We start from the raw sequence: 23,075 nt of genomic DNA on the forward strand, positions 1-23,075 counted from the left end.
CCATGCCAAGAGCTTTTGAGCTGGCAAGCGCTCAGCCTTGGCTGATGCTCCCCGATGCCCTGGACAACCTCTTGGCCATTGCGGAGCGGATGGGCGATCCAGTGGCCCTTGAAACGAAGCTCGGGCGAAAGCTGGATAACAGCCAGTCGGTCAGCATTCAGAATGGAGTGGCGGTTGTTCCGGTGATTGGTCCGATTTTCCGATACGCGAATATGTTCACCGAGATCAGCGGAGCCACGAGCACCCAGGTGCTGGCCACCGATATCCGTGCGGCGCTGGATAACCCTGCTGTGCAGGCCATCGTGCTCAACATCGACAGCCCCGGCGGTGTGGCTAGCGGCATCAATGAGCTGGCGGAGATGATCTACGCGGGCCGCGCGCAGAAGCGGATCGTGGCTTACATCGGTGGCAGCGGAGCCAGTGGCGCTTACTGGATCGCCTCGGCAGCTGATGAAATCGTGATCGATGAGACCGGCATAGCCGGCAGTGTGGGTGTCGTGGTGGAAGCGGTGGTCGAAAGCGAAAAGGGCACGGGTCGCACCAGCTACCAGATCGTCAGTCGCAACGCGCCGAACAAGCGGCCAGACATGTCCACCGAAGAAGGGCGCGCGAAGGTCGCCGAAACCGTGGACGCGCTCGAGGATGTCTTCGTAGGCAAGGTAGCCCGCAACCTTGGCGTCGATCCAGAGAATGTGCCTGGCATGGGTGACCATGGCGGGCTCCGCGTAGGAGCCGCCGCCGTGTCGGCAGGTCTCGCGCATCGACTGGGCTCCCTCGAGGGCGTGGTCACCGAGCTTGCCAAACCGGCAGCACCAATCAACAGGAGAAACACAGCTATGAAAGTCAGCACCACTGCTGAGCTGCAGGCGGCCATTGCTGCTGGTGGCGATCTCTCGGTCATCGAAATCAGCGCGCCCGAAAAAGTCGATGTCGATGCTATCCGCAAGGAGTCAGCCGAAACCGCGACTGCTAGCGAGAAAGGTCGCATCGCCGGTATTCAGGCACTGTCGCAGCCGGGCTTCGAAGCCGAAGTTACTGCCGCCATCGACGGCGGCCTGACCGTCGAGGCTGCTGGGCTGTCGCTGTTCAAAGCAGCACAGGACCGCGGCGTGACGTTGGGTAGCATCCAGCGTGATTCGACGGCTGCCGCCGCCGCTTCCGCCGCTGCTGGCAAAGGCAAGCAAGAATTTTCCACCAAATCTATTTGGGCCGGCCGCAAAGGAGCGAAGAAATGAAATATGACATCGTCACTCAGGGTGCTCGCACTGCTGCATTCCTGTTGAATGAGGCGAGCGGCGAGCGCTCCCGCGAACAGATTGTTTTGCTGGCGGGCGCCACTGCCTTCTCGGCTGGCCAGATCCTATCGGTGGGCGCCGACGGCAAGTACATCGCCTTCGCTGCTCCCGCTGCTGGGGAAGCTGTCGAGATCGCGATCCTCTACGAAGGGCGCGAAGCCAGCCCGGACGCCGATCAGCGCGGCACAGGCATTGTGCGTGACTGCGAAGTCATCGAAAGCCTGCTCGTCGGTTTGACCGATTCCGCGCGCACCTCCCTGGCTGCCGCCGGAATCATCCTGCGCTAAGCAGACCCACTCACAATTCAAACCGCCTTCCCGGCGGTTTTTTCGTTTCTGGAGAACGGAATGGCCGATTTGAGCATTTTCGCGGGCGATGAGTTTGGTCGCATCGCTCTCACCACCGCTATCAACCAGCCTGTAGAAGGGCAAGCGGTACCAACTCGCCTGGATACTCTTTTCGAAGAGGAAGGTGTCACCACGACTGCGGTCTTCATCGAGCGCGAAAACGATAGCCTCACACTGGTGCCTGCCGCCGAGCGCGGTGCGCCGAGCGATCCCACCACCGGCCCTGGCCGCGACATGATCCCGTTCCAGACCATCCATCTGCCGACTCGCGCGGTGATCCGTGCTGATGAGGTCCAAGGCATCCGTGCTTTCGGTACCGAGAGCGAGCTGGAAACCGTGCAAGCTCTGGTTGAGAAACGCCTGTTGAAAATGCGCAAGCGCCTAGACGCGACCATTCGCTTTCAACGTGTCGGCGCTATCACCGGCAAGGTTTATGACGCGGACGGTACCCGCGTTCTGCTGGACCTCTATGCCCGGTTTGGGATTGAGCAGCAAACCGTGGCGTTCTCGATGAATGCCAGCGAGACCAAGCTGCTGGCCAAGGTGACCGATGCCAAACGCAAGGCAGAAGACGCGATCGGCGGCACCGGCATCATCGCTGGCTGGCTGGGTATTGCGGGCCGCAACTGGTTCGACTCGTTCACCAACCATGACTCGGTCCAAAAAGCTTTCGACCGCTGGAACGATGGCCAATTCTTGCGTGACGATCATCGCCTGGATGGCTTCAGCTTCGGTGGCGTGAACTGGGAAGAGTTCTACGGCAACTTGGGCGGTGTCCTGTTCATGGATCCTGACACCGCCTACCTGGTGCCGGTAGGCGTTGATGGTCTTTTCATCACCAACTACGCACCGGCGGACTACATGGAGACCGTCAATACCACTGGCGTGCCGTTCTATGCGAGCCAGGAGCCGCTGCGCCACAACAAGGGCGTAGACCTGGAGGCGCAAAGCAACCCGCTCAGCCTTTGCACCCTCCCGCGCGCCATCATCAAGCTTACCAAGTAATGGCCGGCTCGGAGTTCGACGACGCTTTCGGGGATGCGGACGACGAGCTATTCCAGACTTTCGGCGAAAAGGGCGGGGCGCTGTACGACGCCAGGGAAGGTGCGACGCCCTTCTCTGTAGGCGCGGTGCTACAGCGCAACGTCGGATCACCGGACGGCGGCGGTTTTACCGTCGTAGAGCTGGCAGTGGACCTACGCATCCGCGAAGTGCCGAGCCCCTGTAAAGGCGATCTGCTCACCATTGGCTGCAAGCGCTACGTGCTCAACGAGTACATGGGCGCTGATGGCTTGATCAATCGTTTCTCGCTGATGCCTTCGGAGGGTCGATGAAAAATCTCATCACACTAGGCCGTCGCGCGTTGATCCAGCGGCTCTCAACGATCGTGCCCGCTGCGGGTTATTTCACAGCCGTCGGCGCCAACGTCAAAAGCGGCTGGTTCAACGAGGTCCTGCAGGAAAAGGGCGTCGCCTTCCCGCTAATCGTCGTTCAGAAGGCAAAGGGTCTTGCGCCTCAGCCAGGGCCGCACGCAATCAAGATTTTTTCGGGGTTCAACGTTGTCGGGGCGGTCAATGTGGACCTGAACGATTACGAGGATGCCTCTGAGGAGCTAGAGCACGATCTGCTGCGGTGCCTGATGCCTCAGATGGCGATCTTGCCCGATTGGCTGCCAAAGGGGATATCGGGCATCACGGTGGGTGCGCCTGAGTCATTTCCGCCGGCCGAAGGTGTACGCGCCGCCAGCGTGCTGATACCGGTGCATCTGCACACCATCATCCAGGAGCCACGACATGGCCGATAAAACAGAAGGCACTGCGGTAGCGGTGGAGCGCGCTGTTCCGCGCTTCGAAGTGAAGCTGCTCAAACCACATACCCACGAACGCGTGGACCTGGAATCAGGCGCCACCATCAAAGTAACCGCAGAGCAACGCGCCTGGCTGAAGAGCTTGGGCGTCATCGCTGGCGACATGCAGGAGAAGTAAAACATGGCACGCGATATCGAAACGTTCGTGGTCGGCGGCTTGGTCAAGATGCGCCTGTATGGCGTCGGCGGCGCTTTCACCCCGGTGGGCCTGGTGTCCACGCTGGTCCAGGCAATCGAGAAATCCGACATCACCCTGGCCGACACTACTACCCCGCAGGGTGGCGAGTATGACGCGCTCAGCCGTATCACCAGCATGAGCCTGACCATGAACTGGCGGGAGCTGTACACCTCCAACTTGGCGGCCATGTATTGGGGCGACGTCACCAAGGTTCCTGCCGCGACGGTAACCGACGAGACCCACGTTGCGACCAAAGGCGGCACCCTCCTGCTCGATAAGATGCCGCTGATCATCACCAGCGTGACTGCCTCCACCGGTGGCACCACTTACGTGGACGGTGACGATTACCAGATGACCGGCGCCGGCCTGGAAATCCTTGAGGCGGGCGCAATCGCTGATGACGCCGAAATCAAGGTCACCTACAGCGCTGCGGCCGTCGACGTAATCGAGGCACTGACCAACAGCGGCAAGGTATACGAGATCCTGTTCGAGGGTGCCAACGCCGCCGGCACCAAGCTGCGCATGAACCTGCAGTACTTCCGTTGCCAGCTCAGCCCGGCCGCGAGCGCCGACTGGATCAGCACCGACGACTTCATGGGCTCTGAAGTGGTCGCCAAGGTGCTTTCCGACCCGGCCAAGGTCGGCGCCGGCAAGTCGAAGTACATGAAGATCATGAAGGAAACCGCCAGCGTGTAACGCGTGCCGGCCCGCTCCGGCGGGCTGGGCCTTTTGGAGAGACGCTGCATGATTCAAGAAACGAATTCCAAGGAGCTGCTGATAGGTGATCTGCGGGTTATATGCCGCGAACTCACGGTTATGCAGGTTCGCAAATGGCTTGAGGAAGCCAGTCAGCCGACCTCGCTGGATACCGTATCAGCAGTGCTTTTCAAGGATTGCACCATCAGTGACATCCTGCGAATGACTGACCTCACGGATGAGGCGATCGACCAATTGAGGCCTTCCCAGGTGGAGGTTGTGATTGACACCTGCAAGGGGCTGAACCCGCATTTTTTCGGCCTACTGGGGCGTCTGACAAATGCCCTCCAGGCCAGAGCCTGAAAAACCTCGACCGGTCATTGAACGCGTTGATCAAGCTGGGCCATTCCAACGCGTTTTACTACCCATGGTCCTATTACAGAGCAGCCATCGACGCCGCTAAGTGAGTACTCGTGCGCGACATCGAACTGAAACTGACGGCGGATCTGGACTCGGCAACCAAGAATGTCGGCGGCTTCCGGAAAGAGTATGCCGAAATGGTTCGGGCGGTAGAGAAGCCCCTTCGCCAGATCAATTCGTTCCGAGAGCTCGAAAGCACTCTTGAGAAAACGGGTAGAGGCATCACCACTGCGCGCGATGCTGTTCGGGCGTTGGGCGATCAGATGGCCGCCACGATCTCACCGACCCGGCAGTTGCAGAGCGAATATCGGGACTCCGTGAACCAGCTGAAAGTCCTGGAGCGGCAGGAGCAAAGCCAGACGACTCAGTTGGGGCGGATGCGCAAGGAGCTTCAAGCCGCGGGAGTCGATACCCGGAATCTCTCTGGGGAACAGCGTCGGCTGCAGTCGGATCTTTCGCAAAAGCTTGTTGTTGGCCAGCGTGACAAGGGTATCCAAGATGCCCAGGTCAATCTGGGTATTGCCAAGTTCTCGAGCACCAGCGCTGAGATTGCGCGCTTGCAATCCGACTTTCAGTTGTTGCGTTCGACCGGGAAGCTTTCCGGCACCGAAATCGCGATCGCGCAGAACACGTTGCGCCAAAGCCTAGCGGCAGCGTCCGCGCAGACAGCCGAGCTTACTGGAGCCACCAAGATATGGAACACCAGCCTAAGCGATGTTCGGGGCCAGATCCTTGCCGGTGCTGTGGCGTTTGGCGGCTTTGCTCTTGCGGCCTCCAAGGGCTTTTCGACCTATGCCGATTTTGAGCAACAGATCGCTGCTATCGGCACTATCACTGATTTGAGCGACAAGCAGCTATCCGGGCTTTCCCAAGGCATCCGTGGCCTGAGCCTAGATATGGGGAAGTCCGCCAAGGAGAGCGCCTCTGCAGTCTATGACCTGCTCGGTAGCGGTGTAGCAACAGCTGATGCCATGAAGGTGCTGGAGCAGTCGACCAAAGCCGCTGTGGCAGGGATGAGTGATACGAAAACTGCCGCTGGCGTAGGTGTGTCGATCATCAACGCCTATGGCGAAAGCATGGACAACTTGGGCCTGCGATACGACCAGTTGTTCGTGGCCATCAAAGACGGTGTTGTCAGCTTCGACCAGCTCGCCGCTGGTCTTGGCCAGGTTCTGCCGACGGCGGCAGCCGCAGGCGTTAGCTTCTCGGAGGTTGGTGCAGCTATTGCCAGGATGACTGTTCAAGGCATTCAGGCGCCGATTGCGATTACCGCCTTGCGCAGCGCCATCAACCAGCTTGCTTCGCCTGCCGTTGAGGCCAGAAAAGCCATGGGCAAGCTTGGGATCGAGTGGAAGGGCCTATCCGCCACGCTTGAGCAGATCGCTTCCAAAAAGCTTGGGTTTGATGCGCTTGCGCAGATCATCCCTGAAACTGAAGGCCGAACTGCGATTTTGGCGCTGACCAAGGACTACGCCGGCTTCGTGAACCAAGTTAAAGATATGGAGGCGGCGGGCGGAACTACGGAAAGAGCTTACGAGAAGATGAGCAAGACCCCTCAGGCGCAAGTTGAAAAATTCAACGCTGCGTTGGAGGATCTAAATATATCGTTCGGCAAAGCTATTGCAGCCGGCCTCCCATTAGTGGCGTTGGCTCGGGATATCATCAATGCCTTCAATGGACTAAACGATAATCTAAAAACTGGGATTTTGAGCTTTGTCGCTTTTGGCGTCGGGGCAAAAGCTGTTGGTGCGGCTCTTTCTGCCGCGCGTTTGGCGTTCACGGTCCTTTCCGGTGGTACGGCGGTGGCGGCCGCGCAGCTTGGGCTGGCGGGGACTGCGATGGATTCAACGGCCGCAAAAGCGACAAAGCTGAATGGTGTTTTAAATTCCACTGCAGGTGGCATCGTCCGGGGAGGCTTGTATGGGATTTTGATATCCCAGCTGAGTCAGCTGTATGGCATGTACCAAGAGATGGAGGAGTTTAATCGCGTACAGAAGGAGACCGAGAAAGGCATCTCCGATCTGATCGCGAAAAATGTGCAATACAAAGACACGATAATATCTCAGCCGGCTGTTATTCAGGCGATGACGGAAGCTGAGAGAAAGTCATACGTCGAGCGCCTGAGAAACGCGCAGACCTACTACTCGAAGCTTGCCGAGCAAATAAGCAGGGCCGACGCAGAAAAGAATGGGGGTTCTGGTCCGGTCGATCCAGATGCGCTCGCAGCTGCAAGAAAAGCGCGCGAATATGGCAAGGCGCTTGAGCAGGAAACATCGTACGAGAAAGAACGCGTCGCGGCCGCTGAGGCCAATAGCAAAGAACTGGTGACGATCCAGACCAACCTGCAAACAGATCTGAAAACCCAGCTTGATAAGCAGGTAGCCGCCGAAAGGACTGCGTTGGCCGCTGTGAAAAAGGCCAAGAAAGATCAGCTCGATACGCAGAAAAAATACGCTGCAGCTATTGCGGATCTCAATTCGTCTGGCGATAAAGAAGCAAGCTACGGCGCAGCGCAGGACCTAAAGGTTAGCGCTCAGCAGTCTCTGCGCGCTGGCGATACCACTGCCGCGAAAAAGAAAGCCGATGATGCCCTGAAAATGCTTCAAAGCCTGGCCCAATCAGGTGAAAACACCTATGGGTTTGAAGGCTTCATGAAGGAGCTTCAGAGTATTGAAACTGCGGCCGACAAAATCAATTTGGATAAGGCCGAAGACAGTTTCAAAACTGCTACGGACAAGGTCAAGGCTCTAAAGGCGGAAATTGCCGACCTGAAAGTAATCACGATCACGCCGCAGTTATCAGAGGAGGCCTTGGCCAAGGTCAAAAAGCAGCTCAGGGACCTCCAGCTGTCGCTTGGCCAACAGCCATCTCCCGAGCTCGGGGTAGCGACAGGAACCAACTTGGCCAATGATTTGGTCAAAAAGGTAAGCAGCACGACTTCGACTGATCAAACGGCTACGCCAGTGACGGCGGTTCAGCCGAAGAAACTTTCTTATGTGCCTGGCAAAGATAGCTACTCGCAGGATGAGCTGGGAGTTAAGGTCCAACCGGTTGTGGCTCCTGGCGCGCCAGCCTCCATCGAGGATCAAATCGACGATCAGGGCGATATCCCGGTTGAAGTCGATCCGGTGGCGCCGGCTGACTCCACCGACGACCTTGATGTTCCGGTGCAGACGGAACTGGATCAAAGCTCCGTTTCCGAGACGCAGGCCGCTGTTTCAGTAATGGCTGAGGACCTTCGGAAGCGGTTGACGGTGCCCGTAAGCGTTGTCGCTACCTCGTCCGGGGATCTGGCTTCGAACACCTCAAGCGATTCGACTGTGCCGGGGTTTGCCTCCGGTGACATGGTTCGCGGTCCCGGTACCGGCACAAGCGATAGCATTCTCGCCCGGTTATCCAATGGTGAGTTTGTCGTTCGTGCAGCGGCAGTCAGGCATTACGGAACTGATCTCTTGCGATCGATAAACCAGCGTAGCCTTCCAGGGTTTGCGGTGGGCGGAGAGGTCGGCGCGAGGCTCGCTCCAAGTGTTTCTGCGCCAAGCCAAGCGCTTCTCGATATGGCAAATCCCCAAGCCTCCGAATCTCTTGGAAGCTTTACGCTGAACATGGGTGGGGAGACGTACCAGCTGCAGGCCCCACAGCAAGATTTCCAGCGGTTGATACGGAATCAGCGGATCAAGTACGGAAAGTCTTGATCCATAACGGAGTGATTACTTCGCTCAGCAGACCCGCTTCGGCGGGTTTTTTCATTTCTGGAGTAATGGATGAGCCTTCCATTGGTGACCTTGGGCGGTATCCCCATTGTTCTGCACGCTGGCGCGCCCGATCAGTCGGACACGCCGCTATTGGGTGAATCTGTCATTCGTCTGTCCGACGGTACCGGCGTCAAGATGACCCACTGGGGCAAATCGGCCGGCACCATCAGCGGCCAAGGCTGGATGCCCCCCGGGCTGGACGGCCTTGACTACAGCCAGCCGCTTGAGCTTCGGCTCACGTCGCAAGAGAGCATCGTCGGCGATGCGCGCGAGTTCGCACTCACCAGCACGCCGCGCGATGACCAGGCGCCATGGGCATTTGCCCTGGTCGGGACGCAGTGGGTCGAAACGGGCTGCAGCTTTGTTTCTGACGTGGCCACTGCCGATCTGGTGGTGGGCGCCTCGAAGTACATGGTGCATTGGATGCCGATTTACAGCGTCTTCGCCAGCAAGCCCCCAAAAACACAAAGTTCCGGCCAAGGCAGTTTCGGCTGGACCATCACCTGGGAAGAAGTCTGATGCTCAACGGCGGCCCTATCAATTCTGGCCCGCTCAACGGTCTCGGCAGCCAGACTTCTGGCTCGGGCGTTACGCAGCCGATCGTGCCCGGACTCGCATTTCGCTGGCAGCTTCGTGTCATGGTCGGCGACGTCGATATGAGCAGCAGGCTCTCGGGTCAGGTCACTGTCGACCGAGAGCGGGGCGCTGCGGGCGTGGCCAGCTTCACGTTGCAGCTGACTGCTGGCGCGGTCCTGCCCATGGACTGGGTCGGCCGGGTGGTGACTATCGATTACGAGACAACCTCTTCGGGTGTCTCCATCGCGAAGCGTCGGTTTACCGGGCGTATCGTCACGACAGAATGGGGCTCGCTGACGCGCCTGCTGGTGTGCAACTGTGGCGACCAGCTGCAGCAGCGCATCGAGAAACTCAGCGTGGCGGCGGTGGACGAGCTCATCCCGTCCTACTGGTCTTTGGAAGTGTTCGAAGATCCTGAAGGCCGTAGCCGATGGGACTATGCGCAAGAGCGTTTAACCGCGGTGCAATCCAGCCTGGACTCATCCGCCGATGGCGATCTGCGGCTGAGCACCTGGTATGCATCAGATGCCGCTGACTTCACCTTCGGCGCCGGCACCACCGTGTATGACTCAGTTCAGGTGAGCTACGCGGATTTGACCAGCCTCACCAACACAGTGATCGTCGATGCGAGCTATCGGTTCTCGCGCCTCAAGCAGCTGAATCAGCTTTACAGCTGGAGGCACCCTGATACGGATGGCTTCACCGGCACCCAGGGCTTTTGCTTATGGCGTCCGGACAGCACCGAGTTGCCCGACGTGGCGATGATCAAAGAGGCGTCCAGCAGCGCGGGGCTCACGATCGCGAGCGTGCCAGACTGGTACCGCGTGATTCTCAGCACGCCCGATCCCTGCGGCAACGGCCAACCTTGGGTCAACAACTACGCAGATCTCCTGCTGGGCTTCACCCTGACCGGTGCGCGCCGCTGGGCCCAGGCGGTGACCGAGAACTACACCATGACGGTGGTGGCGCAGACCAGCGTCGACCAGGCCGGCGAGGTGATCAGCCGCGAATCGCTGTCGATCGAGTACACCAACGATCTGGCCGACAACTGGGAAAGCACGGCCTTCGGAATTGATGCCACCGGCGCGGACCCGGGCAGCAATGGCCACGTCGATGAACGGGACGAGGTTCAGCGGGCGTCGGCCTTTGAGTGCCTGCTGGCGCAGGCCAAGACAACGATCATCGCAGCGCACAGCGCCACGAAGATCAGTTGGGAGGTGCCCACCAGCATGGCCATGGATATCGACCTGGTGCACACGCTGGCTATCGCGGATCAAGGTATAGGTGCCCGCGCGCGTTGCTGCCACGTGTACGACACGTTCGACCTTGCCGCCGGCACAGCCCTCACCACGCTGACTATCGCGGTCATGCGCGGCGGTGGCGACGTCAGTGATCCACTGGCAGCGCCGGCCTTCGTGGTGGAGCCGCAACCTGAACCAGAAGCGGCGAACCCGCCAGGCGCGAACCTACCGACCCAGCTCGGCGGCAAGAAAAGTTCGCCGGTGTATGACGACGCTGTCGATGGCTTCGCCGGCAACTACGACAACGCTGACCCGACGCTTCCGGTCTTCACGCGACGGTTTCAGATCACCGCTACCGAGATCGCCGACGTGGACCGGGACGAAAAGACGGTTCCCATCGCCACGACTTATCGCGTCGCGGTGCCGAACGATTACCTGGAGCTCTAGACCATGTCCCTGGAAAGCGAACGCCGTGCGATTGGCACGGCCATTGAGGCCGAGCGCCGCGGCTCGGGCAACCAAATTGCCAGCGACCTCGATCGCCTTAGCGGGGTCACCCGCAAGCTCACGGCCCTGTCGCTGCTCCCGTCCAAGGGCACGCTCACGGCAAAGAAAGGTGTAGGGACGTGGGACCCAGCCAACGTACCGAGCACGGGCGGCGGCATTGCCAGCCCGCTGTCCGAAACGGATTACACGGTGCGCGAGTACTGGCCCAAAGGGCTGTTGAGCAGCGACGGCTTGTTCAATATCCCCGCCCTGAAAACACTGAAGATGACCGACAACGACGGCGCCGAGGTGATCTTGAACTTTGCGCAGCCGGTCACGGCCTCGACGCCATAGGAGCTGTGAATGCGCTTTATCAACAACTGGATCACTCAGCTTTCGAACCCTATGACGGCCGCCACGGCGTCGCTGCCTATCCCAGCGGCAGCGCTGGAACGCCTCGGCGATGGGGAGTACCTGCTGACGCTGGTGAACTCTGCCAACCCGGTACAGCAGAACGACTGGGAGGTCGTGAAGGCGACGGTGGCCGGTGGGGCGGTGACTGTTGCTCGCGGGCAAGAGGGCACCACTGCCCAGTCATGGCCGCCGGCAACGATTGTCTATTGCGGGATCACGGCGGGAACGCTGATGCAGATCAACGCGGCGATCGAGGCCTTGTCTGCTCGGGTGACGGCGCTCGAAGGCGACGGTGGGGGCGGAACGCCTTCGCCGGACGGCGGCTTGGTGGATTCGGATGGCAACACCTTGGTCGATGACCAGGGCAATCAACTTTCAGGGGCATAGCATGGCAAGCGTTCAACACATCGTCACTGGCATTACCAACCCCACCAGCTCGCCCCCAAGCGTAGGCGCGCACTACATCAACACCTCGACCGGGCAAAAGTGGCTTGCTTCGGGTACCAACCTGGTGGCCGATTGGGGACTGCCGTTGCCTGGCACTGCGCAGATCTCCGGCACCGACGTGAGCGAGTTCACCTTGCCCACCGACGGCACCGTGTCGATTTGGCGTGTTACCGGTGCGCTGGACCGGGTTTTAATCTTTCCAGCCCTACAGACGCCCGGGCTTTATACAGTCGAGCTGATTGCCGAGAACGTACAAGCCTCTGCGCTTTCATTGATCGTGGCCCACCCCGATGGGGGCGGGCTGGTCAATTTCAGCAATCTGCCGGTGAAGCCCGCCGAGAGCAAATATTTCAAGTTTCATTGCTGGGTGGGCGCTGACGGATACCCCTATTGGACGTTGGTGGAAAGCGGCTCGCTCAGTGCCTCGTATGAGGCGGTGACGGATGTTACCAACGCGACCGTAGATCTTGTCTACGATGCCTCTCAGCCGCTGACGTACTGGACTATCTCAGACGCCACGGCGCGTTCGATCTCGTTTCCGTCGTTGAGTACCTACTACACCGCAACGCGTGATTTGGTGATAAGGAACGACTCTAGCAGCGCGGTGACAATCACCGTTTCCGGCAATGGGCAACCGCTGAAGGACAACACGTCGTTGAACATTCCAGCCAACAGCGCGGTCATGTATCGCCTGGCGTATTACACCGGCTCGGGTGTCCGGCGCTGGAGCATTATGTCCACAACCGTTCTGTAGGTGACCTATGCAGCGCACTCTGGTCTGGCCCTGGCACGGACGCATAAAGAACGGATCGCTCGTCCTGCCGAACGGTGAGGAGCGGCAGTATGCGGGGCTTTCTACTTCCGTTACGGCGGCCTTTGGCCCGGGCGACAACCATCGGATCGTCGTAACGGGTATCGAGCCGCTCAGCGCCGAGGAGGAAGCACGTACGCCGATAGGCGGCGAGTACTGGGCAGGGCGGGCATTGTCCACAGCGGGCATTTTGTACAACCAGCAAATCGGTTGGATTTACCAGGCGAAAGATGGCAACCGCTGGGCTGTGAACTTCGGCACCCGGACGATATCTGCCGCGTCGTCAACGTTTTCGCTGGTGTTCACCCGCTTCGGCGAGTTCGGGAGTCCGGCGGAGACCTTTACCCGGTCGTTCAGCGCGCCGATCGGCCAGTTGTCGGCCAAGGACCGAGCCAAGTTTTCTGTAGAGCTTGGTGGTCAGAGCAACGTCACTATGCGGCTCCATGCTGTCAGCGATACCGGGCAGAACGTGGTGCTTGCCTGGATGGCCTACAACAACGAAGGACAGGCCAGTATCGACTCGATGCCGCGGGCCTATGCATTCCTGAAGCTCTCTCTAGATGGAAGCATGGAAGGGCTGCTGGTTACCCAGGATCTGCTCTACGGGCCCGATCAAGTTCGTGTGGATGGCGATTACCCAAACCAGTCCTATTACTCGATCGAGTCCGCTGGCAGCACCATGATTGAAAAGGATCGCGAGCCGATTGTTGATGAAAACGGCGCGGAGGTTGGCCATACGGTCACCTACGAATACAGCACCGAGGTCACGCTCAAGTCTCAGCCGAACGCAGGGCTGTACTTCTTCCCCGGGCCGGTGGAGTTCACACGCTTGCAATCGTGGATTGTGGCCGTGGGATTTGTGGGCGAGGAGCCTATGCCGTGCACCCTGAAATGTTCGCTCTCCGCTTCACGGTCGATGGTGAGCCTTAACTGGGTCACCGATACGGATCAAATCCAGCGCGAGTTCAACACGGGGCATATCGATATCGTACAGCCTGGCGCGGGGCATATTGCCGGTGGCGGCAGTAGTGGCGGATCACTCAACGTGTCGTGGGAGTCGGCTGGGACGACCTGGGCAAAGTCCATAACGTTCTCGACAGTTAGCCAGGTGGAAAACGATACCGTCACGAATTTGCAGATCTTCGACGGTGAAGAAAACACTTACCCCAACCAGGGATATGGCGCCGTCGGTTTCTTGGGCGACGGCAGCCTCTGGACGGATGAGGCCAACAAAGTGTTGGTCTCTTCCGGGCTTGGCATTTCCATTCGCCAATGGAAATTTGATTTTTACAGCAACAATCTGCTGGGCCTTTCATACCGGAAGAATACTGAGGCCTACCAGTTCATCGGTGGACTGACCATCGACGGGCTGGTCGCACAGGCCGGCGCGTACCCATCGACCGTGCGCAACTACGGCAGTTATCACCCCTTTTCTCAGCAGTTGGTTATCGGTTCAAGCACACCGGTCAACTGGGTCTAAAACATCCCTGAACAAGGAGCAGCCAGCCATGCAGCCGGCCCGCCAAGACCTGCCCGTTATTCCGGGAGCGACGTACCGCGACATCATTCGAATCATGCAGCCGGTCTGGGTCTACCGAGACATCACGGCTATCAGAGGCTCCCCGGCAGTGTTCACTGTGCCTAGCCACAGCCTCGAATCGACCTGGCCTGTCTGGGTGCGTGGCGTCCAGGGGATGCCTGACGCTAACCGCGAGCCCGATCGGCAGCTACCGCACACCGCCAAGCTCCTGACCGCCGACACGCTGGAAATCAACTCGCTATCGGTGGCAGGGCTCCGGCCCACCGGTGGCCAGCTTATCTACCGCAGGCCGGTCGACCTTTCCGAGTCGTCGGCAGCCATGACGATCTGGCGCGGCGATGAAGTGGTCCTGATGCTGGCGCAGGACGATGGTCTGGCAGTGACCGCCGCCGGAACCATCGAGCGTGTGCTCACCGCCGAGCAAACCGCGTTGCTGGTAGGCGACGACCTCACCTACACCCTCGACATCACCTTCGCCGGGCCTACCGTGACGCGCTATTTCACTGGTGCCGTGGGCGGCCCGAACTGTGGCGCCCGCGCTGGTGACGCGATCGTGACCCTGGGTGAGCAGGGGCCGCCAGGCATAGGCGCTGCCGAGATCAGTGCCGACCCCAACAACCGCATCACCTTCGGCACCGACCTGAAGCTCTACGTCGCTGACGATCTGATTCCTGACCCGCTGGCCTACTACATACTCGCAAAAGGATAAATCCATGTCGCTCGAAACCAAGATCATCGCTCTGGCCCAAGCTATCGGCGCCGATGTGAAACTGCTGAAGACCAATATCGGCGATCTGACCGCGCTGCCCACGACTGCCAAAAACAATATTGTCGCCGCCATTTCGGAGCTGTACGGCCTGCTCGGTTCCTCCGGCGCAGTGATCGACGATACTGCGGGCGCTGGCGCAACCTCTGTCACCTGGTCGGCGGACAAGAGCACCACCTTCGTGGGGAATGCTGTATACGCGCTGCGTACTGAATTGACTGCCGGCGCCGCCGCTGCGCTCGATACCTTCGCCGAGCTCGCTGCCGCGCTGGGGAACGATCCGAATTTCGCCGCGACCATCGCGACTGGCCTGGGCAACCGCGTGCGCGTCGACGCCGCGCAGACGTTCACCACCGCGCAGAAACTCCAGGCACGCACCAACATTGATGCGGTGGGCACCGCCGATATCGGCGATACCGAGCACGATTTCGCGGCCGATTACGCTACTGCCAAGGCCTAAGCCGTGAGCTTGATCGCGCGGATAACCGCGCTGGCCCAGGCGGTGGGGGCTGATATCAAGTCGGTGAAGGCGCAGATCTCGGCAGCGGCCACAGCGCTGGCGGCGAACGTGCGGGGCACAGTGCTGACCGGTTTCGTGACGACCACGAACGCAGCGGTGGTCGCAACCGATACCGTGCTGGTGGCATTCGGCAAGATTCAGGCACGGATCAATGCCTTGGGTACGGCGGCGAATGCGAACCTGACGACGTCCGTTACCGATACCACCGCAGGACGTGTCTTGAAGGTGGGCGACTTCGGGGCAAATGGCGGTGATGCAATAACTCTGGCCGTGGGTATAGCGTGGAATACCATCATAGTTCCAAGTGAGTACCTGATATACGGCGCTACTGGTACCAACGCTGCAACGCCATATGCTTTTATAAAGGTGTCCAAAAACTCCACGGTAATCAAGCAGGTAGCTTACGATATATTGAGCACTGCTGTTTTCTCCCGGTACAGCACCGACACCGGCTCGACTTGGACTGCGTGGGATAGTAGCAGCTACGGGCGTTCCAACATCGTCGGCGCTGTATCCCAGGCAAGCGGCATACCTACAGGCGCTGTCATCGAGACAGGGACCAACGCCAACGGCAGCTACACTAAATTCGCAGACGGGACGATGATCTGTATTGGGGTCTCCCCCGTACAAACTACTAATAACCAATATAGTGCCACTGGGATTTACTACGCCGCAAACGCCTACCAGAGTTTCCCGGTAGCGTTCGTAGGCACTCCGCGCGTGATGATGATGCCTATTGCTCAGACTGTCTCGTTCAGTTGGGTTGCCTCGGATGCCACCCCAAGTAACCTTAGCTTTACATCGCGCTTAGTCGCTATGGGCCTTAATGCGACAGCGCAAATATCTTTCGTAGCAATCGGACGGTGGTTTTAATGAAAATCAATCTTTCCCCAGTACGACGTGATGATTCGCTTGAACTGTCCGTGACCGGCGCGGTGGTCACCGTAAATGGCGAGCCCTTCGACTTCTCTCAGATGGCCGATGGCGACACGCTGCCGGCCAGCGCGATAAGTTCGCAGTGGTTCGTGGGAGACGTGCACAAGACTGATGGCGAGCTCGAACTGACGCTGATCTTGCCGCTGCCTACCAACTACAGCCCTGCGCAGGCATTCCCGGCGCCGCTGCTGGTCACTGCCGATGGGGCCGTAGCGCTGCCGCCACCATTGCCACTCACAGATCCCGACCCCGAAGCCATCGAGGAACCTCAAGCATGAGCGGAAAAATCGACTGGTCGAGCCTTAGCACCGCGGCGACCAAGGCGGCTGCAGCAAAAGCAGAGTTGCAGAGCACCTTCGAAGCACAGGTGCAGACCCACCTAGACGATGCGGCCAAGGCCAGCGGCTACGACAACATCATGACCGCAGTGAGCTATGCCGAAGAGCCAGCGGTGACCAAGTTCCAGTCGGATGGCCTGGCCTTCCGCGCATGGCGCTCGAAGGTGTGGGCCTATGTCTATCAGGCCTTGACCGAAGTGAATGCGGGAACCCGCGAAACGCCGACGGTTGAAGCCTTCATTGCCGAACTGCCGCCGCTGGAAGCCGCCGCCACCTGATTCCCTAAATAGGGAAGCCGCACCCGCCTTGAGCGGGTTTTTTATTGCCTGGAGAAAGCCATGCCCAATGCGTCCCGCGGGGTTCGAAACAGGAACCCCGGCAACATCGACTTCAACCCGCGCAACGACTGGCAGGGCCAACTTGGCCTTGAGGTCGGCGTGCTGTCGCCGCGCTTCGCCCTGTTCGATTCGCCCGAGAACGGTATCCGGGCCCTGGGCAAGCTGCTGATCAACTATCGCGGCAAGGACGGCATGCCCGGTATCGGCGCACCTGGTATCGACACTGTGCGTGAGACGATCAGCCGCTGGGCGCCGGGCAACGAGAACGACACCGAGGCCTATATCAAGGCCGTGGCCCACGCCGTTGGTGTCGAGTCGAATCAGCCGATCGACATCAAGAAGCCTGCGGTACTGGTAGGCATGGTCACCGCCATCATCATCCACGAGAACGGCGGCAATCCCTACGCGCCGGCCACGATCGCAGAAGGCGTGCGGCGGGCGCTCGCATGACGGCGATCGCCACCCCGTGGCATCTCCCGTACGTCGGCAACGGCCCGGGCCAGTTTTCCGTGGTGCCGCCTCTGCTCCCCTACAAGGTGGGCGAGTGGGCGCTGCTTGACGACCTGATCTACACGGACAAGGCAGGCAAGCAGCACGTCTGCCCGCAGCACTTCATCACCGATCTTGCCTCGATCCCTTGGCTCGCCGAGCCGATCTTCAACACGGTGGACTCCCGCATCCCCGGCGTCATGCACGACTGGCTTTATTGCTCCCAGGCGCTGCCCCGCGCCGAGTGCGACGCACTGCTCAAGGAAATGCTGCTGGTCACCGGCTGCGACCCTGTGCGGGCGAACCTGATCTATGCCGGCGTGCGGGTTGGCGGCTGGAAGCGGTATGCGGCCTGCACGGGCGGCCCCAAGCGCGAGGACTTCGCCTGGGAATACATGACCCCGCAGGAAGTGCTGCTCTATGAGTCTGCTTACAAGTTGGGCGGCGTTCACGGCTGACAACGGCCTGCCTGATCTCTACTGCCGGTTCAACCTCGACGCCTGGGGCACGGCCGTAGCGGTCACGGGCAAGGCCTGGATCGCAACCGGCGCCGGCCAACTTCTGATTTCCCTCAACTGGGCGTTCTAGCCCGTATCCGCTGAACCCAACTGGAGAAACACCACATGAGCATCATCAACAAAATCAGTGAAGCCCTGACCATCCTGAACACCGTCGTAGCGTTCGCCGAGAAGGTGAAGGCCATCTTCGGTGTGACCGACAGCGACGACCTGACCGCCAAGCTGGCCGGGGCCGAAGCGGTACTGACTGCCACTCAGGAAGCTCTGGACGCCGTAGCGCCGGCAGTCCAGTAAGCGATCTTGGGCGGCGATCTCATCTGCCATTATTGACTAGATCGCCGCCCAACGCTGACACCCAGCCCTGAGAGCGCTGTAGAGCTACGCCGAGGTCTGTCACGCGCCAATACCGTTAAAGCGATCGTCGAGCTGCACTGACGGAGAAGCGAATTAGGGCCGGCAGGGTGTCGTTAGTCTGATCGACCGGCTGCGTACGCCCATACAGCACGCCTAGTCGACAAAGGTGCACGACCACTTGCGCTATGCTGAGAGTTCGGATTCGTGGTATACAGTTCGCATTTTCGATGGCAAATGGATATGCATAAGGAGAGGGTTGTGTCTCAGGAAACTACACTTAAGTTTCAAGTTAGTCTGTTTGGCGATTTTGCCAGCTATGGTGTGACTGAAGATAATATGCGCAAGTGTTTTGAAAGTTTTTTTAAGCTTCAGATGCTTCCAAATCAAGTTCAGGAGCTCAACGCGGCGATCGGGCAAACTACACCGAGAATCTCTTTGCAGTCGATGGGTAGCGGGATTATGGTTAATCTGCTTAGTGATCGCTTAGATGTTATAGCAATGCCGATGCCTGGTAATCCCGCAGCAGGATTGTCCTTTCAGCAGTTTGTTGAAAAAGGGTTGCCGGTTGTAGCTGAGATGATCAAGCTTTTTCCTGCTGAAGTTAGTCGAGTGGGCGTTATTTATGAGGGGCTGATGGCCCAGGTTTCGGTTGACAAGCTCAACTCACTCAGAGATTCATTCCTTGGGCCTAAGCTTGCGTTTGCCGCTGGGATGCAAACTAATGAGTGGAGTGTCAGAGATGTCGTAGTGAGTGAGGTGGCCGGTGTTTCCTCTAATTTTATATACGCTTTGCAAAGGGTGAGGGCTCAGATCACTGATATGGCCGGCCATAAGGAGCAAGAGTCTCTCCATCTTATGGTTGACGTTAATAGTACTCCTGGGTGTGGGGCCGTATTTAATAATTTTGCGGTTGTTCAGGATTATGTAAATAAATCCCTCGATGTTCATAAGCAGATCAAGGGTGAAGTTGAGGGGCGCGTTCATGGCTAATCCCTCGTCGTCGATCCGGAACTCACTCGACTCTAGTAAGCTGCGTTCTCGCGTCAGCTTCGGCTCTGCTTCGATACTCCCAGGTGTCGTCCAAAGTGAAAATACAGTTGCCGAAATTCTTTCTGAGCCAAGCGTGCAGTTTGATTCTGTAGCATCAGGCACCAATTCGCCCATGCTAACGAGCGAAAAATCGATCTCTCCTGATCGGCTCAAATTCAAAAAGGGATTTCGTGACTGTCTGATTGGGGACTATTCGGATTATGGTACAAAGTCCATGGCTGAGGTCTTCGTCGAAAATTGGATAGATAAAGGTGTTTTCCAAGTTCAACTTTGGCTTGCTGAGGTTTATCTAGAAAATCAAGCAGATACTGATACGTTGATGGCGTTACTGAAGGTTGTAATGCATGTCGACCCTAAGGATTTTGCACCAGCGAATCGGATGGTGGCGTTGGCCTCCCTGTCTCACGCTTCATTGGAGGTTCGTGAGTGCGCTGTCAGATGCTATGAGTATTGGGAGTGTCCGGAGTTCTATACTGACCTTGCCAATCGCTCTCTGGAGCCGGCATGGCTCGAAGAATACAAGAATTCCTTTATCAATTAATCGCACGGAAGCTTTGTGATGGCCTTGATGGTTCGGACGGTTAATAAAGCCAAGTGGGATATGAGCTTCAATCCTGCCAACGCCGACGCTATAACCCTTTGCTTGAAGACAAAGAACAACACTCTCTCGTTCTGGGTCGTTGAGTCCCCTGAGAAGGTCGATGATGGGGTTCTAGCGATTGCGTCAGCTAATCAAAATCTTGATGCTATCGATATCGTGGTAGTGGACTCGGCAGAGTTTGAGGCTCGAGATATTAAGATAATTGAGAGCGTTGGTCGGACGGCATGTCTGGATCTTGCTAGCTCCCACAGAGATTTGGCGGAGTTAAATGTCCGTCACTTGGAAGGCGTCTCTGAAGTTATAGCTAGTAAAATTAAGGATAATAAGGTTGTTCGCTACAATATGAGCTCTTTAAGGAATCTTATAGAAATCGCTATTGATGCGAAACGTATCAACCTGGAGCTGCTCCACGAAGGCATCAAGAAAAAGCTATCCAAGCAGGTTTAGCGGTCGATTTTTAGATGTAGGCTGGACTGGGCTGTAAATGGAGCGGATTGGGTTATTAGGCTACGATTCTTATGGCAGATTTAGGGTAACCGCGGGGTCCTTGCTGACCCCATGAGGCCCTACATATCCTGATAAATCCGAGCAAAACCGGGCCTGTGAGAGCCGGTAGGTTTCACTGGTAGGGTTCAAATTCCTATCCCGGCTTGCCGGGGGTTCGACGGCGTAGCCGCCGACAGGGAAATATGGATGGTTAAAGATCCCTTCGAGTGAGTTTCCAATTCTTGGATCAGGTGCCATATGAACTATACCCACTCAGCCGCTCCCCATATTGTCCCCGCTCAAGGCGATCAGCGCCGCTCTGTCGCTTCGGCGAACCGGATGTATATAGCTTCGATCCGAGCTGCTTCGATGGCTCCGGTCGTCTCCACCCCAAGGCCCCCAGCCTGAGCGCCGAATTTCATAGATCGGTCTGGATCTGATAAGCGTATTTGAAAGGAGACGCTGGAAGCTTGGCGGGCCTGAATTTGGTCGCTGCCGATAGCTTGAATTGACTCCCGACAACACCAATAGCCGATCCTAGCACTCCAACGGCGGGCGATATCGCGTCGCCTGCTTTCCATCCAGCCCCACCAGCGGCGAGTGCTTTAGCTATATCAAAGTTAAAGCCTGCTGAGTAATCGGATAGATACACAGGGAACTGCCATTCTTTGGCCACCGCTCTCAGATCGCTGCATGCAGTTTCGATCTGTTGTTTCCTATGAGAGAACGACGCTTCTGAATCACTTGAGCTAGTAATCTCATATATTATATTGTCCATATACGTTCTGAATGCAAGGAGCTCGGGCCTTCTTCGTGCTTTGAATTCAAGGATTTCAGCAATTGGAACGTCGCGCTTGGGGATTGGTATAAGGGATAGGAGCGTAAGTAACGATGCGGTCTCTTCGTCAGATGTATTTTCAGTTACGCTTATAGAATTCTGTCCTTGATGTATCGCCCATCCTCCTGGGTTTTCATCATTGAGTTTTTCAAAAATGGCTTGCCGGTTCTTTATCATTGCGTCAGTGACTTTCCCATAAATAGGGTAGTCGGGCCTGTGCATGATTCCTGCGCTTTGAAGAAATTTAATGTCTCTATCATCAGCAGGCTCAACAATACTCATCGGCCAACACAAGCGGTCCCAGAATAATAGTGAGAATCTCAGTTCCTGTGGCTCCAGTCCCCCGGTAAACGAAGTGCTACCCGTTTCTATTTTTACCGGAGAACTGATAATTAATCCTCTAACTGAAGGCCTATTGAATTTTCCGTAAAGGGGATCATTTAGTTTTCGTTGTTTTGCTTGACCCATAGTGCGCACTCCATGCTGTGGTTAATGCTGATCAGCATAGCAATCCCGTACCACTTTTTGTACCAAATCATGGGTTTTGAGGGGGTTTCAGGGGTGAAAAGCACCCATATGGCCCCGCAAACCCCCAACCACCAATACTCCAGCTAATCCGCATGTCCGACCTTGGGCAAAGCCAGATCTTCTGTAGTTCGGGAAAATGATCGGTTACTTCCCAGCTTGAGCCATGTCTCTCAGCCGCTTTTCCGTAGCCTCATCGAACAGGATGTAAAGCGCCTCGATCCGCGCAGCTTCCAGAGTGCGCGCCGTTTCCAACCCAAGGACGAACCCTTCGGCCATGGCGCTAGCTTTGACGGTGTGGTTTGGGGTGGCCGCTTCCTCGATCGCGCCTAGCAGGCGCTGGCTCGCGGCGAGGATGGCCCGCGGAAGGATCATGTTCTCGAAGGTCATGCGCAACTCCTTGTCAGTGGTCAGCAGGCGGGTTGGCCGCTTCATGTGCCGCCAGTCGCGACTGCCATGCCCGGTATCCGTTTAGCGTGTTCTCAGCCGTCGTTAATTTCACGTAGGTATCAGACAGCACGCGCTTGGTGCACGCCAGCTCATGCTTAACGCTGTCCCGCTCGGCCGACACCTGAGCGTTGATGGCCACCAGCTTGGCGATGTTGGCGCGGCACTGGCGCAGGTCCACCTGGTGCTCCTCAATCTCCGTGGCCAGCAGAACGATCTGTTGGTTGGCCATTTCCAGAGGGGTAGGGATGCCCAGGCATCCGAAGTCGCTGTCGTCGATTTCCATGTTGCTGCTCGATTTGTACTGTATGGGTGTACAGTATTCGAGTGGCCGAGGATTCTCAAGCCGGTGATGACGGGCGGGGATCAGTGTCCGTCGGGCAGGTCATCCTGAATAGCGGTGAGCATCACTAGCAGCTCCATGTAGGGTCGCTGCCCTGGCCCGCGCCGCGTGCAGGTTGGTCCATGCTCGAAGTCTGTATCGCGGTTCACCATGAATTGGGCGGCGTAGCACTCCGAGCAGTTGATCATGTCGGGGGCAATCAGCCACTTCTCGTTCCATGTGAGGTATCGGGGGTCTGGCATAGTCCGCTCCTTGGTTGAGCGGTGATTATAGATGAAGAGGATTCTCCAGCCAGGACGGTAGGAGGTCGGCGGAGATGCCGGGGGAGGGCAGGAAGTGCGCAAAACCCCCGCTGGAGGCCGCGTGCTTCCGTTTGTAAAAACACAGAAAGGACCGATTTTGGCGAAGGCCAGACAGACGGTAATCAATTTATAATCAATAGGTTACGAGCCT

31 protein-coding genes are annotated in these 23,075 nt (G+C 57.9%); 27 read left to right on the forward strand and 4 right to left on the reverse strand.

Features of this window, described 5'->3' with window-relative positions:
• The first annotated feature begins 2 nt into the window (after positions 1-2).
• The 27 genes from REH34_RS23670 (at position 3) to REH34_RS23800 (ending at position 20,430) form a co-directional block, all read left to right on the forward strand.
• A complete protein-coding gene (locus REH34_RS23670) occupies positions 3-1,235 on the forward strand; it encodes a S49 family peptidase (RefSeq protein WP_311969340.1) in 1,233 nt (410 codons plus the stop codon).
• Positions 1,232-1,582: a head decoration protein gene (locus tag REH34_RS23675; protein ID WP_311969341.1), complete on the forward strand. Its 351-nt coding sequence runs from the start codon at positions 1,232-1,234 to the stop codon at positions 1,580-1,582. Before REH34_RS23670 ends, REH34_RS23675 begins: the two co-directional genes overlap by 4 nt.
• 60 nt (positions 1,583-1,642) lie before the next feature.
• On the forward strand, positions 1,643-2,647 hold the full coding sequence (locus tag REH34_RS23680) for a major capsid protein (protein ID WP_311969342.1): 1,005 nt from the start codon (positions 1,643-1,645) through the stop codon (positions 2,645-2,647).
• A complete protein-coding gene (locus REH34_RS23685; RefSeq protein ID WP_311969343.1) occupies positions 2,647-2,976 on the forward strand; it encodes a hypothetical protein in 330 nt (109 codons plus the stop codon). Before REH34_RS23680 ends, REH34_RS23685 begins: the two co-directional genes overlap by 1 nt.
• Entirely contained in the window at positions 2,973-3,446 is a 474-nt protein-coding gene (locus REH34_RS23690; protein ID WP_311969344.1) for a hypothetical protein, read from the forward strand. The genes REH34_RS23685 and REH34_RS23690 overlap by 4 nt, the downstream gene beginning before the upstream one ends.
• Positions 3,436-3,627 (forward strand): hypothetical protein, encoded by a 192-nt coding sequence (locus REH34_RS23695; protein WP_311969345.1) that lies wholly within the window; start codon positions 3,436-3,438, stop codon positions 3,625-3,627. The genes REH34_RS23690 and REH34_RS23695 overlap by 11 nt, the downstream gene beginning before the upstream one ends.
• Positions 3,628-3,630: 3 nt before the next feature.
• Positions 3,631-4,383: a hypothetical protein gene (locus REH34_RS23700; protein ID WP_311969346.1), complete on the forward strand. Its 753-nt coding sequence runs from the start codon at positions 3,631-3,633 to the stop codon at positions 4,381-4,383.
• A gap of 48 nt (positions 4,384-4,431) precedes the next feature.
• Entirely contained in the window at positions 4,432-4,746 is a 315-nt protein-coding gene (locus REH34_RS23705; RefSeq protein ID WP_311969347.1) for a hypothetical protein, read from the forward strand.
• Between the two features lie 110 nt (positions 4,747-4,856).
• Complete coding sequence (locus tag REH34_RS23710; protein ID WP_311969348.1) at positions 4,857-8,498, forward strand: phage tail tape measure protein; 3,642 nt, start codon at positions 4,857-4,859, stop codon at positions 8,496-8,498.
• A gap of 69 nt (positions 8,499-8,567) precedes the next feature.
• On the forward strand, positions 8,568-9,077 hold the full coding sequence (locus tag REH34_RS23715; RefSeq protein WP_311969349.1) for a hypothetical protein: 510 nt from the start codon (positions 8,568-8,570) through the stop codon (positions 9,075-9,077).
• A complete protein-coding gene (locus REH34_RS23720) occupies positions 9,077-10,822 on the forward strand; it encodes a hypothetical protein (protein WP_311969350.1) in 1,746 nt (581 codons plus the stop codon). Before REH34_RS23715 ends, REH34_RS23720 begins: the two co-directional genes overlap by 1 nt.
• Before the next feature lie 3 nt (positions 10,823-10,825).
• Positions 10,826-11,215 carry a hypothetical protein gene (locus tag REH34_RS23725; protein WP_311969351.1) on the forward strand — a complete coding sequence of 130 codons (390 nt, stop codon included), beginning with the start codon at positions 10,826-10,828 and terminating at the stop codon, positions 11,213-11,215.
• 9 nt (positions 11,216-11,224) lie between these two features.
• On the forward strand, positions 11,225-11,662 hold the full coding sequence (locus REH34_RS23730; RefSeq protein WP_311969352.1) for a hypothetical protein: 438 nt from the start codon (positions 11,225-11,227) through the stop codon (positions 11,660-11,662).
• A 1-nt stretch (position 11,663) separates the two neighbouring features.
• Positions 11,664-12,476 carry a hypothetical protein gene (locus REH34_RS23735; protein WP_311968923.1) on the forward strand — a complete coding sequence of 271 codons (813 nt, stop codon included), beginning with the start codon at positions 11,664-11,666 and terminating at the stop codon, positions 12,474-12,476.
• A 7-nt stretch (positions 12,477-12,483) separates the two neighbouring features.
• Positions 12,484-14,013 (forward strand): hypothetical protein, encoded by a 1,530-nt coding sequence (locus REH34_RS23740; protein WP_311969353.1) that lies wholly within the window; start codon positions 12,484-12,486, stop codon positions 14,011-14,013.
• A 214-nt stretch (positions 14,014-14,227) separates the two neighbouring features.
• The gene (locus REH34_RS23745) at positions 14,228-14,782 is read left to right on the forward strand and encodes a hypothetical protein (protein WP_311969354.1); all 555 of its coding nucleotides are present in this window, start codon (positions 14,228-14,230) and stop codon (positions 14,780-14,782) included.
• A 4-nt stretch (positions 14,783-14,786) separates the two neighbouring features.
• Positions 14,787-15,299 carry a hypothetical protein gene (locus REH34_RS23750; RefSeq protein WP_311969355.1) on the forward strand — a complete coding sequence of 171 codons (513 nt, stop codon included), beginning with the start codon at positions 14,787-14,789 and terminating at the stop codon, positions 15,297-15,299.
• A gap of 3 nt (positions 15,300-15,302) precedes the next feature.
• Positions 15,303-16,232: a hypothetical protein gene (locus tag REH34_RS23755; protein WP_311969356.1), complete on the forward strand. Its 930-nt coding sequence runs from the start codon at positions 15,303-15,305 to the stop codon at positions 16,230-16,232.
• Positions 16,232-16,573 (forward strand): hypothetical protein, encoded by a 342-nt coding sequence (locus REH34_RS23760; RefSeq protein ID WP_311969357.1) that lies wholly within the window; start codon positions 16,232-16,234, stop codon positions 16,571-16,573. The genes REH34_RS23755 and REH34_RS23760 overlap by 1 nt, the downstream gene beginning before the upstream one ends.
• A complete protein-coding gene (locus tag REH34_RS23765) occupies positions 16,570-16,911 on the forward strand; it encodes a hypothetical protein (RefSeq protein WP_311969358.1) in 342 nt (113 codons plus the stop codon). The genes REH34_RS23760 and REH34_RS23765 overlap by 4 nt, the downstream gene beginning before the upstream one ends.
• A gap of 60 nt (positions 16,912-16,971) precedes the next feature.
• Complete coding sequence (locus REH34_RS23770) at positions 16,972-17,421, forward strand: structural protein P5 (RefSeq protein ID WP_311969359.1); 450 nt, start codon at positions 16,972-16,974, stop codon at positions 17,419-17,421.
• Entirely contained in the window at positions 17,418-17,918 is a 501-nt protein-coding gene (locus tag REH34_RS23775; RefSeq protein WP_311969360.1) for a DUF1353 domain-containing protein, read from the forward strand. The genes REH34_RS23770 and REH34_RS23775 overlap by 4 nt, the downstream gene beginning before the upstream one ends.
• Complete coding sequence (locus REH34_RS23780; protein ID WP_311969361.1) at positions 17,881-18,048, forward strand: hypothetical protein; 168 nt, start codon at positions 17,881-17,883, stop codon at positions 18,046-18,048. The genes REH34_RS23775 and REH34_RS23780 overlap by 38 nt, the downstream gene beginning before the upstream one ends.
• Positions 18,049-18,083: 35 nt before the next feature.
• Positions 18,084-18,272 (forward strand): hypothetical protein, encoded by a 189-nt coding sequence (locus tag REH34_RS23785; protein ID WP_311969362.1) that lies wholly within the window; start codon positions 18,084-18,086, stop codon positions 18,270-18,272.
• A 318-nt stretch (positions 18,273-18,590) separates the two neighbouring features.
• On the forward strand, positions 18,591-19,322 hold the full coding sequence (locus tag REH34_RS23790; protein WP_311969363.1) for a hypothetical protein: 732 nt from the start codon (positions 18,591-18,593) through the stop codon (positions 19,320-19,322).
• Positions 19,315-19,923, forward strand: coding sequence for a hypothetical protein (locus REH34_RS23795; protein ID WP_311969364.1), 609 nt, complete (start codon positions 19,315-19,317; stop codon positions 19,921-19,923). Before REH34_RS23790 ends, REH34_RS23795 begins: the two co-directional genes overlap by 8 nt.
• A gap of 18 nt (positions 19,924-19,941) precedes the next feature.
• Positions 19,942-20,430, forward strand: a complete 489-nt coding sequence (locus REH34_RS23800) for a hypothetical protein (RefSeq protein WP_311969365.1) — start codon at positions 19,942-19,944, stop codon at positions 20,428-20,430.
• A 457-nt stretch (positions 20,431-20,887) separates the two neighbouring features.
• On the opposite strand, the gene REH34_RS23805 is transcribed toward REH34_RS23800, so the two are convergent.
• The 4 genes from REH34_RS23805 to REH34_RS23820 all read right to left on the reverse strand — a co-directional run bounded on the left by REH34_RS23805 (position 20,888) and on the right by REH34_RS23820 (position 22,864).
• Entirely contained in the window at positions 20,888-21,775 is an 888-nt protein-coding gene (locus REH34_RS23805) for a DUF6236 family protein (protein ID WP_311969366.1), read from the reverse strand.
• A 204-nt stretch (positions 21,776-21,979) separates the two neighbouring features.
• The gene (locus REH34_RS23810; protein ID WP_311969367.1) at positions 21,980-22,222 is read right to left on the reverse strand and encodes a hypothetical protein; all 243 of its coding nucleotides are present in this window, start codon (positions 22,220-22,222) and stop codon (positions 21,980-21,982) included.
• 13 nt (positions 22,223-22,235) lie between these two features.
• On the reverse strand, positions 22,236-22,565 hold the full coding sequence (locus REH34_RS23815) for a hypothetical protein (RefSeq protein WP_311969368.1): 330 nt from the start codon (positions 22,563-22,565) through the stop codon (positions 22,236-22,238).
• Positions 22,566-22,645: 80 nt separating this feature from the next.
• Entirely contained in the window at positions 22,646-22,864 is a 219-nt protein-coding gene (locus REH34_RS23820; protein WP_311969369.1) for a hypothetical protein, read from the reverse strand.
• Positions 22,865-23,075 lie beyond the last annotated feature (211 nt).

Source organism: Pseudomonas baltica (assembly GCF_031880315.1).
Classification (GTDB): Bacteria; Pseudomonadota; Gammaproteobacteria; order Pseudomonadales; family Pseudomonadaceae; genus Aquipseudomonas.

Bases quoted from the DNA above. Each gene is read 5' to 3' on its own strand.
- REH34_RS23670 (WP_311969340.1), top strand. From the start codon at position 3: ATGCCAAGAGCTTTTGAGCTGGCAAGCGCTCAGCCTTGGCTGATGCTC.
- REH34_RS23675 (WP_311969341.1), top strand. From the start codon at position 1,232: ATGAAATATGACATCGTCACTCAGGGTGCTCGCACTGCTGCATTCCTG.
- REH34_RS23680 (WP_311969342.1), top strand. From the start codon at position 1,643: ATGGCCGATTTGAGCATTTTCGCGGGCGATGAGTTTGGTCGCATCGCT.
- REH34_RS23685 (WP_311969343.1), top strand. From the start codon at position 2,647: ATGGCCGGCTCGGAGTTCGACGACGCTTTCGGGGATGCGGACGACGAG.
- REH34_RS23690 (WP_311969344.1), top strand. From the start codon at position 2,973: ATGAAAAATCTCATCACACTAGGCCGTCGCGCGTTGATCCAGCGGCTC.
- REH34_RS23695 (WP_311969345.1), top strand. From the start codon at position 3,436: ATGGCCGATAAAACAGAAGGCACTGCGGTAGCGGTGGAGCGCGCTGTT.
- REH34_RS23700 (WP_311969346.1), top strand. From the start codon at position 3,631: ATGGCACGCGATATCGAAACGTTCGTGGTCGGCGGCTTGGTCAAGATG.
- REH34_RS23705 (WP_311969347.1), top strand. From the start codon at position 4,432: ATGATTCAAGAAACGAATTCCAAGGAGCTGCTGATAGGTGATCTGCGG.
- REH34_RS23715 (WP_311969349.1), top strand. From the start codon at position 8,568: ATGAGCCTTCCATTGGTGACCTTGGGCGGTATCCCCATTGTTCTGCAC.
- REH34_RS23720 (WP_311969350.1), top strand. From the start codon at position 9,077: ATGCTCAACGGCGGCCCTATCAATTCTGGCCCGCTCAACGGTCTCGGC.
- REH34_RS23725 (WP_311969351.1), top strand. From the start codon at position 10,826: ATGTCCCTGGAAAGCGAACGCCGTGCGATTGGCACGGCCATTGAGGCC.
- REH34_RS23730 (WP_311969352.1), top strand. From the start codon at position 11,225: ATGCGCTTTATCAACAACTGGATCACTCAGCTTTCGAACCCTATGACG.
- REH34_RS23735 (WP_311968923.1), top strand. From the start codon at position 11,664: ATGGCAAGCGTTCAACACATCGTCACTGGCATTACCAACCCCACCAGC.
- REH34_RS23740 (WP_311969353.1), top strand. From the start codon at position 12,484: ATGCAGCGCACTCTGGTCTGGCCCTGGCACGGACGCATAAAGAACGGA.
- REH34_RS23745 (WP_311969354.1), top strand. From the start codon at position 14,228: ATGCCTGACGCTAACCGCGAGCCCGATCGGCAGCTACCGCACACCGCC.
- REH34_RS23750 (WP_311969355.1), top strand. From the start codon at position 14,787: ATGTCGCTCGAAACCAAGATCATCGCTCTGGCCCAAGCTATCGGCGCC.
- REH34_RS23760 (WP_311969357.1), top strand. From the start codon at position 16,232: ATGAAAATCAATCTTTCCCCAGTACGACGTGATGATTCGCTTGAACTG.
- REH34_RS23765 (WP_311969358.1), top strand. From the start codon at position 16,570: ATGAGCGGAAAAATCGACTGGTCGAGCCTTAGCACCGCGGCGACCAAG.
- REH34_RS23770 (WP_311969359.1), top strand. From the start codon at position 16,972: ATGCCCAATGCGTCCCGCGGGGTTCGAAACAGGAACCCCGGCAACATC.
- REH34_RS23775 (WP_311969360.1), top strand. From the start codon at position 17,418: ATGACGGCGATCGCCACCCCGTGGCATCTCCCGTACGTCGGCAACGGC.
- REH34_RS23780 (WP_311969361.1), top strand. From the start codon at position 17,881: ATGAGTCTGCTTACAAGTTGGGCGGCGTTCACGGCTGACAACGGCCTG.
- REH34_RS23785 (WP_311969362.1), top strand. From the start codon at position 18,084: ATGAGCATCATCAACAAAATCAGTGAAGCCCTGACCATCCTGAACACC.
- REH34_RS23795 (WP_311969364.1), top strand. From the start codon at position 19,315: ATGGCTAATCCCTCGTCGTCGATCCGGAACTCACTCGACTCTAGTAAG.
- REH34_RS23800 (WP_311969365.1), top strand. From the start codon at position 19,942: ATGGCCTTGATGGTTCGGACGGTTAATAAAGCCAAGTGGGATATGAGC.
- REH34_RS23805 (WP_311969366.1), bottom strand. From the start codon at position 21,775: ATGGGTCAAGCAAAACAACGAAAACTAAATGATCCCCTTTACGGAAAA.
- REH34_RS23810 (WP_311969367.1), bottom strand. From the start codon at position 22,222: ATGACCTTCGAGAACATGATCCTTCCGCGGGCCATCCTCGCCGCGAGC.
- REH34_RS23815 (WP_311969368.1), bottom strand. From the start codon at position 22,565: ATGGAAATCGACGACAGCGACTTCGGATGCCTGGGCATCCCTACCCCT.
- REH34_RS23820 (WP_311969369.1), bottom strand. From the start codon at position 22,864: ATGCCAGACCCCCGATACCTCACATGGAACGAGAAGTGGCTGATTGCC.